At 53.4% G+C, this 15,237-nt stretch carries 15 protein-coding genes; all 15 read right to left on the bottom strand.

All coding sequences use genetic code 11. From position 1 onward, the window contains the following. Positions 1 to 379, bottom strand: a 379-nt coding sequence (locus VLH40_08635; protein ID HSV32069.1) for an FAD-dependent oxidoreductase, incomplete at its 3' end; no start/stop codon positions are given. Then, positions 379 to 870, bottom strand: coding sequence for a 4Fe-4S dicluster domain-containing protein (locus tag VLH40_08630; GenBank protein ID HSV32068.1), 492 nt, complete (start codon positions 868 to 870; stop codon positions 379 to 381). The genes VLH40_08630 and VLH40_08635, both read right to left, overlap by 1 nt. Positions 871 to 980: 110 nt before the next feature. Beyond that, the gene (locus VLH40_08625; protein ID HSV32067.1) at positions 981 to 1,901 is read right to left on the bottom strand and encodes a methylenetetrahydrofolate reductase; all 921 of its coding nucleotides are present in this window, start codon (positions 1,899 to 1,901) and stop codon (positions 981 to 983) included. Beyond that, on the bottom strand, positions 1,898 to 2,548 hold the full coding sequence (locus tag VLH40_08620) for a methylenetetrahydrofolate reductase C-terminal domain-containing protein (protein HSV32066.1): 651 nt from the start codon (positions 2,546 to 2,548) through the stop codon (positions 1,898 to 1,900). Before VLH40_08620 ends, VLH40_08625 begins: the two co-directional genes overlap by 4 nt. A gap of 19 nt (positions 2,549 to 2,567) precedes the next feature. Continuing rightward, on the bottom strand, positions 2,568 to 2,921 hold the full coding sequence (locus VLH40_08615; GenBank protein HSV32065.1) for a hydrogenase iron-sulfur subunit: 354 nt from the start codon (positions 2,919 to 2,921) through the stop codon (positions 2,568 to 2,570). Further along, a complete protein-coding gene (locus VLH40_08610) occupies positions 2,918 to 4,345 on the bottom strand; it encodes a 4Fe-4S binding protein (protein HSV32064.1) in 1,428 nt (475 codons plus the stop codon). The genes VLH40_08615 and VLH40_08610 overlap by 4 nt, the downstream gene beginning before the upstream one ends. Continuing rightward, on the bottom strand, positions 4,338 to 5,342 hold the full coding sequence (locus tag VLH40_08605; protein ID HSV32063.1) for an FAD-dependent oxidoreductase: 1,005 nt from the start codon (positions 5,340 to 5,342) through the stop codon (positions 4,338 to 4,340). The genes VLH40_08610 and VLH40_08605 overlap by 8 nt, the downstream gene beginning before the upstream one ends. A gap of 116 nt (positions 5,343 to 5,458) precedes the next feature. Further along, positions 5,459 to 7,153, bottom strand: coding sequence for a formate--tetrahydrofolate ligase (locus VLH40_08600; GenBank protein ID HSV32062.1), 1,695 nt, complete (start codon positions 7,151 to 7,153; stop codon positions 5,459 to 5,461). Between the two features lie 128 nt (positions 7,154 to 7,281). Further along, the gene (locus VLH40_08595) at positions 7,282 to 7,926 is read right to left on the bottom strand and encodes a corrinoid protein (protein ID HSV32061.1); all 645 of its coding nucleotides are present in this window, start codon (positions 7,924 to 7,926) and stop codon (positions 7,282 to 7,284) included. A 131-nt stretch (positions 7,927 to 8,057) separates the two neighbouring features. Beyond that, positions 8,058 to 9,044, bottom strand: a complete 987-nt coding sequence (locus tag VLH40_08590) for a hypothetical protein (protein ID HSV32060.1) — start codon at positions 9,042 to 9,044, stop codon at positions 8,058 to 8,060. A 254-nt stretch (positions 9,045 to 9,298) separates the two neighbouring features. Beyond that, complete coding sequence (locus VLH40_08585; protein ID HSV32059.1) at positions 9,299 to 9,766, bottom strand: GyrI-like domain-containing protein; 468 nt, start codon at positions 9,764 to 9,766, stop codon at positions 9,299 to 9,301. A 182-nt stretch (positions 9,767 to 9,948) separates the two neighbouring features. Then, complete coding sequence (locus VLH40_08580) at positions 9,949 to 10,416, bottom strand: hypothetical protein (protein ID HSV32058.1); 468 nt, start codon at positions 10,414 to 10,416, stop codon at positions 9,949 to 9,951. Between the two features lie 738 nt (positions 10,417 to 11,154). Continuing rightward, complete coding sequence (locus tag VLH40_08575; protein HSV32057.1) at positions 11,155 to 12,234, bottom strand: ABC transporter permease; 1,080 nt, start codon at positions 12,232 to 12,234, stop codon at positions 11,155 to 11,157. A 319-nt stretch (positions 12,235 to 12,553) separates the two neighbouring features. Next, positions 12,554 to 13,600: an ABC transporter permease gene (locus VLH40_08570; protein HSV32056.1), complete on the bottom strand. Its 1,047-nt coding sequence runs from the start codon at positions 13,598 to 13,600 to the stop codon at positions 12,554 to 12,556. Between the two features lie 2 nt (positions 13,601 to 13,602). Next, positions 13,603 to 15,126, bottom strand: a complete 1,524-nt coding sequence (locus VLH40_08565; protein ID HSV32055.1) for a sugar ABC transporter ATP-binding protein — start codon at positions 15,124 to 15,126, stop codon at positions 13,603 to 13,605. Between the last annotated feature and the right edge of the window lie 111 nt (positions 15,127 to 15,237).

The raw sequence follows: 15,237 nt of genomic DNA, 5'->3' as shown, positions 1-15,237 counted from the left end.
AATGGTTGGGGACTTTGACCGGGCACACCGCCGCACAGTCTCCACACCCCGTGCACTTTTCCACGGCAATGTAACGGGCTTTCTGGCGCACGGTAACGTTGAATTGGCCAGGTTCCCCGGAAATCGATTCCAATTCTGAGTAAGAGAAGATATCGATATTCAGGTGGCGGCCGCATTCCACCAGCTTGGGGGAGAGAATACACATCGAGCAGTCGTTGGTCGGGAACGTTTTGTCCAGGCGGGCCATCAAGCCGCCAATCGTTGGTGAGGATTCCACCAGGTACACATGATATCCCGCGTTGGCCAGGTCCAACGAAGATTGAATACCAGCGATTCCTCCTCCAACGATCATCACGCTTCCGGTTTTTTCCGGCCGCATCATATCTCACCTTCGGTTCGTTCCCAAGCCAGCTTTCCAATTTCAGACTGGTAATAGCGGTCAAACTCATCCATCGAGCCAGTACGTTTAGCATCGATGAGGTGTTCGATCAAATCCCGCCGTAAAGCTTGCGTCCGGCGATCAATCTCCTCGACGATGGCCAACCATTCCCTGGAAACATATCCCTCTTCCACCGCCATGGACCGGAGCACCTTCAACAGGTTAGTGAACTCCACATCCTGCGGGCAATGAGCGGTACAGGTATAACATCCGATACACATCCAGATTTCTTTGGATCGCAGAAGTGACTCCCGATCTCCAATCAGCGTCTGGTGAATTATTCTCCGGGGATTGAAGCGGCTTTCCACTTCACTGACCGGACAGCCTGCAGTACAGACTCCACAGGCGAAACAGGCCATCAGACCCTCTCCCCCCGGCCGACAGGCGACCTGGTGTTTCAATCCGACATCAAAGATCTTCTCGGTGATCATCGCTCGATAATCCCCCCTTTATAATTACACGGTAGAAGGGTGAAAGGGTTGAATATTGCCGTCGGACACCGACTGGTAGGCCCCTTGGTCATCGTCATGGCAGCCTTTTATTAACCCGTCGTCTCCCGGCGCGGACGGGGATAGAGACCAGCCCTCTCTACAATCTCGGGGATGATGCTCTCCCAGGCAATGGCCATGATATGGACTCCCGCCACCCCCGCGATTTCTTTCAGGCGTTCGATGGTTTCCACGCAAATCCGGACCCCTTCCGCTTTCTGGTCTTCAGCTCTCTCCAGTCGCTCGATCAGAGGGTCGGGAATAATCAGGCCGGGTACTTCGCTACGCATGTACCGGAGGGCCCGCGCGGATTTGACCGGAATCACCCCGGCCAGAATCGAAACTTTTCCGGTCAATTTCATCTGACGGAGTTCCTCCATCCAGCGCTCAAAAATCTCCAGGTCGAATATCGCCTGGGTTTGGATGAACTGGGCACCGGCGGCCACTTTTTTGGCCAGGCGGATCGCCCGAAATTCCAGGGGATCGGCATAGGGGCTTTCCCCTGCACCCAAAAATGCCCGGATCTCCCCTTTGACCTCCTCGCCATTGGCAAAAAGCTTCAAGTCCCGCATATTTCGAAACATATCCAACAACTGGAGAGAATCGATATCATACACATTTTTCGACTGGGGGTGGTTGCCCATGCTCTGGTGGTCACCGGTCAGGCAGAGCATATTTTCCACCCCAAGCGAACAGGCGCCCAGAAAGTCGCTTTGCAGGGCAATGCGGTTTCGGTCCCGGCAGACCATCTGCATGACCGGTTCGACCCCGAGGGTTTTCGCGGCCAGACAGGCGGCAAGGCTGGACATTCGAACAATCGCGGTCTGATTATCGGTAAAATTGACCGCGTCCACATGTTTTTTAATCTGGATACACTTCTTGATGACTGTATCAGGGTTCGGCCCCTTGGGTGGCCCCACTTCCCCGGTGACCGCAAATATCCCTTTTCCGAGCACTTCCTGTAACCAACTCACCGGTGCATATCCTCCCGAACCATCGTCCGGTGACCGCCGTAGCGGGAGGACGACCAGTCTTTGGGTGGATACAGCCGGACCAGGTCAGTGATCCGGTTTTGAAGTTTCAAGCGATCGTAAATGATTTGCCAGGCACAGCTCCGATCGGTTTTGACTTCGCACTTTCCGTCTTTGGACCCTCCACAGGGACCGTTCAGAAGACTTTTCGCGCACCTGGTCACCGGACAGCAGCCGGCAAAATGGTGGACTAGGCAATTCCCGCATCCCAGGCAATGTTCCTCCCATCGGCCTTGTTCCACAGGTAAGCCCATAAAAGTTGTGTTTAAGCCCGGGTAAACCGCGCGGTGAGGAAACGTTTCGGAGATCAGCTGAGTTCCGACTCCACAGGCAAGCGATATCACCGCGTCCACTTTCTCGATCTCTTCAGAAAGCGGTCGTACAAACTCGTGTTCACACTGTCTTTCAACGGTGATATCTCGGGCGTACTTTCCCTTCAAACGCAATAACGACGCCAGTTCACGGGCTTCCCGTTCACCACCGGACAGGCAGACGGTGACACAGGTGCCGCAACCCAATACCAGGACAGTTTCTGCATCGCCCACCTCTTCGATTATTTCCGTTATGGGTTTCCTCTCTCCAACAATCATCAGGACAACGCTCCTGTGTTCAGGTAAAATCTTTAATTATTCTGCGAATTTCACCAGTTTTCTCGGCAGTGACAAAAGCTGTGAGTACCCGCTTGGAAACTTCTGCTTCCCGTAAAAGCGCATTGACCCGGTGGGCCCGGTCCCGGGCATAGCGGCTCCCTTCCAGGTTATGGCAACTGTCCAAAGGACACCCCGCCAAAAGGAGGGCATCAATCTCCTCTTCCAGGAACTCCAAAAGTTGACTCTCCCGGATGGTGCCCAGGCAGGGAATCGGTATGAGGTCAACCGTCACACCGTCTCTCAACAATCCCTCCCTCGCGCGCAATACTGCGGCTACCCCGCTTTTGTCACAGGCCACGGCAATAATTTTCACCGGCGGGCGCCTCCCTGAGCCAGCTCCAGGTTCTGTCTTTTTTCGATGTGTCCGGTTATCGATATGGCCGAGGCCGGACAGGAAGAAGCACAAAGGCCGCAAACCCGACACAACTCCCACCGGACCTGAGCTTTCCGGCGCTTGCTCTCTCCTTCGATACACACCGCTCCCCAGGGACAGGTCCTAAGACAGGTCAAACACAGGACGCACTTCTCTTCATCGACCTCCAGGCGCCCCTTCTCTCTCACCACCCCTTCGGCGAGGTAGCCATACACGTCCTGTACCGCACTATCCAACTCTTCCGAAGATAACCAGTTAGAGAAGAGGAACATTCCTGGTTCATTCAGGGTATGGAGTCCCAGGTTGACGTTCTCTGGTCGGACTATCGGGCGCAGAAGACGGTCCTCCCTAAATCGGGTTGCCAGGTCGAACGGAATCATCTTCGGTTCCGGAACAGCCACAATCCAATGACCGGAAAGTTCGGTTTCGAAACGGTCTCTCTCGGTCCGAAAACGCATAATAACTTTACGCATATCCAGGGTTGGTAAAAAAACCACGGAACCAAGATCAGTTTTTTCGAAAAGAACACCCGCTTTACGCGCTTCCCGGTAGTCTTCCTCAAGCGCGTCCCCCGCCACTACGGTTTCTGAACACAGGACAACCACCCGGGAGCCGTGACGCTCGGCCAACGAGCGTGAAAAAGTAAACACTTTTTTCCAGAGAGCCGGAGGGGTGGTTACCCGGGGAACGAGAAAAACGACGGTTTCCAGGCGGAATCGCCGTAAATGCATTTTTTTCGCAAGCTCCGAAAGCGTAATAATCCGCCGGGTCTCGGTGACCTCTTCCGGAAAACGCAAAGAGAAATAATCCTCCTCTTCAGGAACGAGAATGATGGCCCCAACCGTTTCGGATCCCTCCGGGGAGAACACCTGGAAATCAAGGCCATGGCGGATAAAAAAACAGTCGTCTCTCTGGGGGGCAACGTCCAAACCCCATTTTTTCAAAGCAGATTCTATTCTTCTTCCGGTCCGCTCCGTCTCATTTTCCGTGAAGAGAGCTATCCGCTTGTTCGGATATAGGCGCTCTGCGGCGACCTGCGGTACCGTTTGCCAGGTACGAAGCGTGGCTTTGAAGAACTGGTCCCATCGGGACAAGAGCTGTTCCACGCTAGCGGTTTCCCGTAAATCACAGGGAAACGGCACCGCTTGCAAAGGATTCCATCCCCTTTCCGCGCACACCTCGGCGATCCTCTCCCGGTTCAACCCGACGGCCTCTCCAATGATGAAGACCAAGTCGTACCGGTCGGTCTTTCTCCCGCCTCTCCTCTCCACAGCGACCTGCCACCCATCCCCCGGTTCCCTCTGTTTTATCCACTGGTCAAGGGGCAACCATCTTTCGGGGTCGAGAATCAGCGCCCTACCCACCAGTTTTCACCTCCCGGACAACTGTCTCCGCTACCCGGCGGGCATCACGAATGGAACCTTCGATATCGTTCGGTCCCCAAGCCGTGCCGGCTACATACACATTGTTCCGGCTGCTTTTTCCCTGGCCATAGTTCCTGATAAAACCATCAGACCGAAAATTTATCTGGAACAGGCGACCCAACTCAAGGGTATCGGTTGAAGGAATCATGCCTACTGAAAGGATAACGGCATCGTAAAGTTCCCGGACCACCTTTGTCTCGTTTTCGAACATGAGAGCCAATTTTCCGCCCTGTTCTTCCGTCCGAAATGGAATAAAGCGACACAGGCGGACCCGGGATCGGGCTATTTCCTCGAGTTTCTCCTTCTTCCCCCCGAGGAGTTGTAAATCCATATAGAAAAAATCGATGGTCAGATCCGGATAGCGGTATTTCAAATTCTCGGCGATCCGCAGGGCATACCGGCAACACACCCGGGAACAGTACCCTCTTTTTTCCTTGAACGACCGGGAACCGACGCATTGAATAAACGCGACATAGCGATAGGAGGCAAAGATGTCCAGAATTCCTTCGTTCAAGCCCTGCTCGATATCAAATCCGGTGAATACCGCTGGATATTTACGGTATCCCAGGTTCGAGGTCTTCTCGGCGGGGTAGGGACGGACTCCGGTCGCCAGGACGACACACCGGGTTTCGATTTCTTCCTGGCGGGAAGTCGCCAGTAAGAGCCGATCGTTGACCCGGTGTACCGACACAATGTTTTCGTTCAACCGCACCGGAAAAGATTCTGCAAGTGGGGAACGACCTGCGGCCTTCATGTTGAGCGCATGGCAGACCCCACAGTACAGACAGACGTCAGTCGCCTTACATCCCAGTTGCCAGGCCAGTCCCCCCAGCCGGTCTTCCTTTTCGATAACACAGACTGAAAGATCCCTTGAAAGGACATGGGCAACAGTAAGTCCTGTTACGCCGGAACCGATGACTGTGACGTCGACCTTCACAAGGTTTCCTCCCAAACAAAATTACACCCCCCACCCCGAGCCCTTTCTTACAGGGAGAGGGGGCGATCGGATTGAATCGCTAACGGATTAACAATTATAATCCAAATCCAGGAAAATCAGAACAACCCGACGATGGATCCATTCTCGTCAATATCCACATGGTTTCCGGCTGGCTGGGAAGGCAGGCCGGGCATGGTCCGCATCTCGCCGCATAGAGGATAGAGAAAGCCGGCACCGATGGAAGGACGGATGTCCCGGATCGGGAGTGTGAATCCCCGGGGACGGCCCTTGAGATTGGGATCATGCGAGAGCGACAGATGGGTTTTGGCCATACAGATGGGGAGTTTATCCCAGCCGAAGGCAGTGAACAGCTTGATCTTTTTCTCGGCTTGCGCATCGTAAGAAACCCCGTCAGCACCATAAATCCGGACCGCCACCGTTTCGATTTTTTCCTTGATCGAAGCCTCGTCCGGGTACAGAAACTGAAAGTCCGCGGGCTGATCACATGCTTTCACCACTGCTTCGGCCAGAGCCGCTCCCCCCTTACCGCCGTTGGCCCAGACGTCGGATATGACCGCATCGTATGCTCCATTTTCCAGAGAAATCCGCTGAATCGCTTCGAGCTCTTTCTCGGTATCGGTCGTAAACACGTTTATGGCTACCACTACCGGTACCCCATACAAACGGGCGTTTTCAATCTGTTTGACCAGGTTGGAGGCCCCCTTTTCCACCGCTTCCACGTCTTCCTGTAACAGATGCGGATCCAGGGGCTTACCGGGAACCACCCGGTATTTTCCACTATGCATCTTCAGGGCCCGAATGGAACAGACCATGACCACACAGTCCGGCGTGAGACCAGAATAACGACATTTGATATCCATGAATTTTTCCATGCCACAATCGGCTCCAAAACCGCTTTCCGTCACTACGTACTCCCCAAGGCGCAGGGCGATCCGATCGGCAATGATAGAGCTGTTCCCATGAGCGATGTTGGCAAAGGGACCGGCATGCACGAAACAGGGATTGTTTTCCAGGGTCTGCAGTAAATTCGGCTTCAAAGCCTCCTTCATCAACACAGCCATCGCTCCGGCACAGCAGAGATCCTCCGCGGTCACCGGCTGTTTTTTCCGGTTATATCCGATGACGATGCGGCCAAGGCGCTGGCGAAGATCAGCTAAATCCGTGGTCAAAGCCAGGATGGCCATGACTTCCGAGGCTACCGAAATATCGAAACCGCTCTCGCGGGGCTCCCCGTTATCCTTCCCACCCAGGCCGATGACAATCTTACGCAGCGCCCGGTCACTTACGTCCACGACCCGCGGCCAACTGATGGTGAAGGGGTCGATATCCAACTCGTTATCATGGTGAAGGTGGTTATCGATAAACGCAGCCAGGAGATTGTGGGCCAGAGATACGGCATGAGTATCACCGGTGAGGTGTAGATTGAAATCCTCCATCGGAACGACCTGGGAATACCCACCACCGGCTGCCCCGCCTTTGATTCCGAAGACCGGTCCCAGGGACGGCTGCCTGATGCAGACTATACTCTTTTTTCCGATAGTGTTAAGGCCCATGGATAACCCGATAGTAGTAACGGTTTTCCCCTCCCCAAGGGGTGTCGGGGTTATGGCGGTGACGTCAATGTATTTTCCCTGCGGCCGGCCGGAAAATTTTTCAAGAACATCGAGTGAAACCTTCGCTTTATATTTTCCATACAATTCGATATCGTCATCGTTTAAATCAATCTGACCAGCGATTTCAGTAATCGATTTTAGCTGCGCTTTTTGGGCGATGGCAAGATCGCTGAGCATAATTTATCCTCCTCATTCGTAAGGGTCTTTCCTCATAATATAAGTCATTAAAGAAAATATTATATAAAATATTTAATTAATTTAAGTGAAAATAATAAAGGGTGGAGTATCCCACCCTTTATTAAAAACTATGGGACCAAACCCAGCAATGTTTTGGTGGTGTCGACCGCCGAGGCTGCATCGGGAGCATAGCCATCGGCACCGACTTCGTCGGCGAACTTCTGGGTAACCGGTGCACCACCGATCAATATTTTGACTGAATCACGGAGTCCGGCTTCTTCGAAGGCCTTGATGTTCCCCCGAATCTGAACCATGGTCGTGGTTAAGAGCGCCGACATCCCGACCACTTGAGATCGGGATTCCCTGACCGCCTGGACAAACTTGTCCGCCGGCACGTCGATGCCCAGGTCGATGATTTCAAAACCAGCACCTTCCATCATCATGGAAACCAGGTTTTTTCCAATATCGTGGAGATCGCCCTTGACGGTCCCGATAATAATCCGGCCCAGTGGTTCCACCCCGGCATCGGCCAGTTTCGGCCTGAGAATTCCCATTCCCGCTTTCATCGCTCGAGCGGCGATCAACACTTCAGGAACATAAATCTCGTTGGCCTTGAACTTCGTCCCGACTTCGCCCATCCCCTTGATCAATCCGTTGGTCAGGACCTCCCCAGGAGAATTACCCTCATCCAGTGCCCGCTGGGTCAATTCGGCTACCGCTTTGGCATTTCCCGCAAAGAGTTCTTTGGCTAATTGCTGCAAGGTTTCCGCCATATACAGCCCTCCCAATCTGGAAATTTTCTCCATTCTATCAAACATGAGCAAAAATATCTATAACCACCTTAAAAAGTAAGCATCCTGATTATATAATTATTTTAACGTTCTTTTTGGGCATCAAGAACAATTCAGAGTTCTTTTTTCATATCTGAAAATATTGCCTTGCTACTACGCCAGTTTTCAAAAAGATCCAGATACCCGCGCAAGGCCATAACCGAGCCAAAGCCGATGATCCCCAACTTTCCCCCCGGCCCACCCAGGCACGCGAGGGTATAAATGAAGATCATACCGGTAAACGCTCCACCTAAGAAAAGGGGAGCAAATCGGGGAAAGCGTTGATTGTTCGACATCCCGGCAAAAGAGGCACAAATCACCAAGACTGCCAACAGGTTACCATACGGAAGATAAACAACCGGCAACAGCAGTCCGCCCGCCAGTCCGACAATCCCGGAAGCCATGACCGGACCTTGTTTCAAATAGATACTTATGAAATATGTCGCGACGCAGGCTAAAACCGAATAGAAAATCATGATCCAGCGGACTTCCCAATTCGGTAGTGGAGTGCTGGAGAAGGTGCTTCCAAGTACGATTCCTATGACTAAAGAACCCCCATAGGCAATAGTTCCCAGTTTTCCTCCGAATCCGTTTAACACTCCGGTAGAGACAACGTAAATCAATCCGGCCAACACACCGGCCATAGCCACCTGCGGATGGTCGGTAAAATAGGCGCTGGAGGACATCCCCACGAAGGCTCCGCAATAAATCGGCACCCCGTAAGCTGGGAAAAAAACAGCGGCCAGGATGCCTACCAATCCAGCAGCGATAACCGGTCCCAAGCCAAGGTTTACGCTGAGGGCATAAGTCACCAGGGTACCCAGAATTACTGAAAGGAAATTAAGGCAGTTGGTCCACGTCATTACTTTGAATGGCACAAACCGGGAGAACACCTTGAATCCTTCGGCCAGCATCTCATAAGCCAAACCGAAAAAGATCAAAGCGACCACCAAACCACTGACCGGGTCAGCCATCCAGGCCTGTTGTAATGCCATGGCGAACAAATACATGGTCAACCCAGCCAGAATCAGGAATCCACTTATCTGTAACGCTCGATTCATCTGGAATCTCATATCTCGAACTACATTCTGCAATGATTTCTGTGTGGGACACCGTAAACACGGGTCCTAAGTGTCTCTCATGATAACCAAAGCTATTAAGTTATGCAACCAGTCCAATTGCATTCGTTATCAATCGATCGCATAGGCGCAATACCCACGTATGTGGAAAGTAATCAGACTTGAAACGCTGATAGTTTTCCGAACCATCATTATTCAACAAACACCACAGCGTATAGGAGAGGGGAAATTATTTTTTATGATTCTTTCACCGGCATAACTATCTTGGTCAGTAAGTCACTTTCCGGGACATCTGCAGGCGAGTTATAGTAATATTCATAATAAACGCCGGTCGACTTGTACCCATTATCGTTGATCCATTTGGCCATCTCGGTATACGGCTCTTCCATTCCGGCATAGGGTCCTTTATACATGGTCGACACGATCTTGCCCGCGGGTGTTTCTCCGGCTTTTATCTCATCTTTCTCCGGTAGCGGTCGGGTAACCGGGAATCCCATCTCCACGTCCAGGTCATGCATATCCAGGGAGTAGTAGGCTGTAAAAGGGACACCGGCCGGTTGTTCTCCAAGCTCGTTCATATAATCCATGATCTTCGTGTAACTTTCACCGATGAGATCAGGCAGTTTCTCCACCGTCGTCTTTTTCCTGATGGACAAAACCGGTTGGGCTTTTTGATCTCTTACTTCGAAGGTATACTTCACCATGTCTCACTCCTTTTCTACACCTCATTGGTATTTTACCTGAACGAACACCCCGGCGAACACAATGGTGGGCCTGCTCGTCTCCGGTTAACGGCCTAAAAAATCCAGAAAAATTTCTCCCTCACAGTAATCGGCTATTTTTCCTTGCTGCAGTTATCGCAAAATGAGGATTATTTCGTCTCGGTTCATATGAGTTTACACAAACGATCTACGGCTTCAATGTGGGATAGATCCCGACGGACTTTCGGCCAGATAATAATTTCGTTCCCCGTGACCGTTACCCCTTTCGAAGCGCAGATTCTTTTCATCTGCCCGATGGCCCGCCCTCCCCCCGTCCAGGAGAAAGGAAGCTGTTTGGTGACGAACAGAGCGGCTTTCTTTCCCGCCTGGGCGGGGAGTTGGTTCAGATACTCCGCCATGGCCGAAGCCAATGAAAAGGCCTGAACCGGAGCACCGAAAACGAACGCATCGTAGTTATCGGTACGGGGGATTGAATCGAGCTGGAAATCTTTTGATCCGGGATGGGTTTTTCCGATAACCGTCACCCGCTCGACCGTAGCCGTATGGCCTAACGAAACGAGTTTTTCCTGAAACTTCTGAGCCACTGCAAACGTATTTCCGGTTTGCGAAAAAACAATGACTCCAACCTTCATTTTCTAATTCCCCCTCCTGTGTTTTACGGGTATTTCCACTTTTCCTGGTGTTTGACAGCCGGTTGGAACCCCTGGTTCATCAATATTCAGACATGAAGAGACGCAACTGTCAATTACGGAATGACATTGGAAAGGCAAGAGGACATGATGAAGATACAGGAAACGCCGTCAATCGTTGGGTTAACACGCCTGCTTATCCAGTCCAAACCTCTGTCCGGACCAGATGACTTGACAAAACCCTTGTACTCTTTGACAACGGTATACCTGCGAGCCGGGCGGCCGTCCCAAACCAGTCCACCCGAGGAGGTGATGCGACACAGCTCAGAACGTACTCGAACATAACGTCTTTTTGACTGTCAGACAGTTCGCCTTTTTTTGGCGGCCTTAAGGGAAACAGCGTCCCCCGGTGTGGGGAACTGGACTGTATTCCCTCCTCACCCTTACTGTCCAATCGGAGGGGGGCAGTCCAGCCGACCGCCACGGCGGGGTGGCCCAGTCAATCAGCAAAACGGGCCAGCCAGATCAAAACCCCTCTTGCTCGCTTTATTGGAACGGTATCTGTCTGAAATGCAGAAAATAATCACCACGAACCAGGTATCACCACCCTTCGTCCTATCCGCTGAAACACGGAGGATAACTTAAACGAGTCGCTTCTGTCGGGCATTCCGGCACAAATGACCAACCGCCTATACATTCCCTCCGGTCAAGGCTCAACAAAAATCCAATTCCAAGAATTGGTCAGCCAGTGGCGGTGCTCCTTTTCTTCTTCCCGGAGCGAGAACGGTAAGTGTTACTCAGGTAGTTGATGACCATCACCAGGATCAAGACTAAACCCCAGACGAATTCCGTGAAAAAAGTACTGAAGCGCAGCATGTTGAAGCCGCTGGACAGGAACTGCAGGGAAAGGATGGCCAGTACCAGGCCCGAAATCGTTCCAAAGCCTCCGTTGGGGTTGACTCCCCCCAGAATGGCCACCAGCACCGCCTGCAGAATATATGAGGTCCCAAAGTCGGCTTTGGCCGCATTGGTCCTGGCCACCATGGTGATACCGGCCAGACCGGCCAACAGACCGCTGAGCATGTAGGTCTTCAGCAGGACCCGCGTGTTGTTGATCCCCGAAAAGCGGGAAGCGGTGGGATTGGTCCCCAGCATGTACAACTTGAAGCCGAAGGAGGCCCGGTTGAGGATGAAGGCGAAAACCACGGCGACTCCGGTGAAGATGATGAGGGGAACCGGAAATATCCACAATAAGCCATTCCCGATAAACAGGAACTGGTCCGGGAATCCCAGGACAGCGTGGCCACGGGTAATGACAATGGCCGTCCCCGTAAACAGCTGCATGGTTCCCAGGGTGGCCAGAATGGGCGGGATGTTTACTTTGGCCACCAACAAGCCGTTGAAGATCCCGCACAGGATACCGATGGTCAGGGAAACGAGGATGGACAGCCCGATGATCCCCAGAACCCCTCCTGAGGAGGTTTCCGGAGTAATGTAGTTGGTCATGGTCAGGGCGGCCAGTATCCCGGAGAGGTTCGCCGCCCCGACCACGGACAGGTCGATCCCCCCGGAGAGCATGGTCAGCATCATGCCGATGGCCAGGATGCCGAATTCGGGAAACTGGAAGGACATAGAGCGGAAATTCCGGAGCGTGAAAAAAAGCTCGGGTCGCAACAAACCCATGAGGACAAAAATACAGACGGTAATGATCAGCAGACGCAAAAGGTTCCGATCCCGACTCAGAACGTGAATAATCTCCAGTTGTTTCGGTGAATCGGCCCGACGGGGATCTTCATTAGTCTGGATAATTTCGCGAGCCATGATTTTCCTCCTGACTAATACATAGTAAAAGAGCTAAAGGAGGGTAGAAGGGTTACAAACCACCTGGACCAAGTGTTGCCGGCTGTTCCTACCCGGCTTTGTCCTTACGTTCCTGCTCTGAAAAAAGAACGATGATCGGTGATGAATGAAACCCTTCCTCGCTTCCTCCCGCCTTCAATTTTCATGTTTGACGCTCTGGATCGCGCCGCCTGGGGAACTCCTTGTAAAGGGGCCGGCCCGGGAGACGAGAGTTCGAGACCTCCTTCCTTCATCGGTCTCCTGAATTCTGTGGACTGACTCCTCCTGTCCCTACCCGGCATCAAGTGCCGAGTTTCTTGTCGATCATGATCCCCACGCGGCGCTCTCTTTTCCCCTGCAGGGCGGTGATGCCCGTACCGATCACGATGATGGCGCCGACGGCCACAGTCTGCCAGTAGGAGGGGATGCCCATCAGGATCAGGCTGTTGTTGGTGATCACCACCAGGAAGACACCGAGGATGGTGCCTATGATGGTGCCATGACCGCCGCTGATCCGCGCTCCTCCGAGTACCACTGCGGCGATGACCGAGAGCTCCAGTCCTACCAGGTCGAAGGGATTGGCATTCCGGATCAGCGAGGAATGAACGATCCCGGCCACACCGGCCAGAGTGCCCACGAAACAGTAGATGAAAAACTGGATGACTTTGATATTCAGCCCGGCCCGCTCCGCAGCGACCCGGTCTCCCCCGATCGCGAAAATCCCTCTTCCCAGCATCGTGTAATTGAGCAGCCACCAGACCAGGGGAACGACGATCAATAGAAGGATAACGGAAAAAGACAGTCCCACGGTCCCCCCCCGCTCCGTGGTGGTTTGAAAAATCTGCCAACGGGCGAAATCGATCATCCCGGGGGGCAGGCGGACCACTATCCGGGTCCCGATGAAGGCCAGTAAAAACCCCCGGAACATGTTCGCAGTACCCAGAGTCACGATCAGGGTGGGGAGGCGGAAGGTGGAAATCAGGACCGCGTTGATCAGGCCCAGGAACAGTCCCAGGATCGCCGAGAGCAGGAAAGCCAGGGCGATACTCCCCTCATAACCGATGTTGTTCAGAAACTGGGCGGTGACGTACATACAGAAAGCGGCAATGGCGGTGAAGGAAATGTCAATCCCCCCGGAGACCAGGACCATCAGGACCCCCATAGCGAAAATCATCATGACTACGCTGCTGCGCAGGATATCGAAAAAGTTCGGCAGGGTAAAAAACGCCGGGTTGATGCTGCCGATCACCAGGCAAAGGCCCAAGACGATCAGCGCAATGTAGAACTCGTACTTTTTGAGCATATTCCCCCGGCTGAACAGCTTCCCGGGTACCCACCATCGTTCCATGATCAGTTAGCCACCCTTTCTCCGCTGATCACCGCACTGCCGATCATCCTCTCGGTCAACTCCCTCTCGGAGACTGCGCTACCGATGAACTCCTCGACAATCCGGCCGCGCTCCATCAGAAGAATCCGGTTACAATTCTGCACGACTTCGGGGATATCGTCGGAAATGATGATCACCCCGATCCCCTGCCCGGCCAGCTCGCGAATGGTCCGGTGGATATCAGCCTTGGACCCGATATCGATCCCCACCGTCGGCCCGTTGAGGATCAGAATGCGGGGAGCGGTGGCCAGCCAGCGGGCCAGCACCACCCGCTGCTGGTTCCCTCCGGAGAGGCTCTGCACCGGCAGAAAGGGTGAGGGAGTGTTGATGCGCAGGTTGGCGATCCACTGATCGATATGCGAACGCTTCTGTTCGGCACGGACCAAGCCGAAGGCTCCGCGGATCCGGTCGATAATCCCGGCGATCACATTATTGCCGATGGACTGCTGGAAAAACAAGCCCTCGGTCAGGCGATCTTCTGGAACATAGCCAATCCCATTCCGGATGGCGTCGTCTACCGAAGCAAGCCGAACTCGCTTTCCCTCAACGGTGATCGAGCCACTCGTCGCGGGCCGGAGGCCGAACAAGGCCATGGCCAGTTCGGTTCGCCCCGAACCAAGGAGTCCGGTAATCCCCAGAATTTCTCCGGGAAACAGCTTGCAGGACACCTCGGCGAAGCTCCCCTTCCGGGACAGGTTACTGACGGAGAGAAGGGGTTGTTCGTCCGGGGAGGGTTCAAACGAATACACCGTTTCGTTGATCTCCCGGCCGGTCATATGAAAGACCAGCTTCGCACGGTCAAAGTCGGGGGTGTCCCCATCGGCCACATTGCGGCCGTTGCGAAGGATCGTGACTTTCTCGGAAATCTCGAGCACTTCATCCAGCTTGTGACTCACAAAAAGAATCGACAGCCCTTCCGACTGGAGTTTCTTGATCACTCGGAACAGGGCTTCCACTTCCCGGCGAGTCAAGGCCGTGGTTGGTTCATCCATAATGATCAAGCGGGCCTCATGGAGCAGCGCCCGGGAGATGGCGATCATCTGTTTGTCCGCGACGGACAGGTCCTCCACCCGGGCATCGAGATCGATGGCCACCCCGATGTTGGAAATGGCGTTCCGGGCGATGGCGTAAATATTCTTCCAATTGACCAGCCGGCGGTTCTGTTCCAACTGATAATTGAAGGCCAGATTCTCTGCAGCGGTCAGATTGGGAAACAGCGAGAAATCCTGATAGATCACCTGGATCCCTTCCCGGATGGCATCGATAGGATGCAGTCGCGGGTAGGGTTTCCCACTGATAAAAATATCTCCGGCATCGGGGACTTCCACGCCGGCGATCAGCTTGATCAACGTCGACTTTCCGGAGCCGTTTTCTCCGACCAGACAGCGGATCTCCCCCCGGCGAATGACCAAGTTGACTTCCTTCAGGGCCTGTACTCCAGAGAACGATTTACTGACATTACGGACGATCAGAAACTCATCAGTCATCAAAGCCACGTACCCTTTCTCCCAATCGGGGCTTTAGCCGTTCAGTCTCTCTCACTCAAGAATAAACCGGGTAAAAGCCCGCTCACACAGTGGAGCGGCGGGGAAACCCCG

It is taken from the genome of Atribacteraceae bacterium (assembly GCA_035477455.1).
In the GTDB taxonomy this organism is placed as follows: domain Bacteria; phylum Atribacterota; class Atribacteria; order Atribacterales; family Atribacteraceae; genus DATIKP01.
Note: the sequence above shows the minus strand (reverse complement) of the source record. Positions and strands in the feature narration are given on the sequence as shown.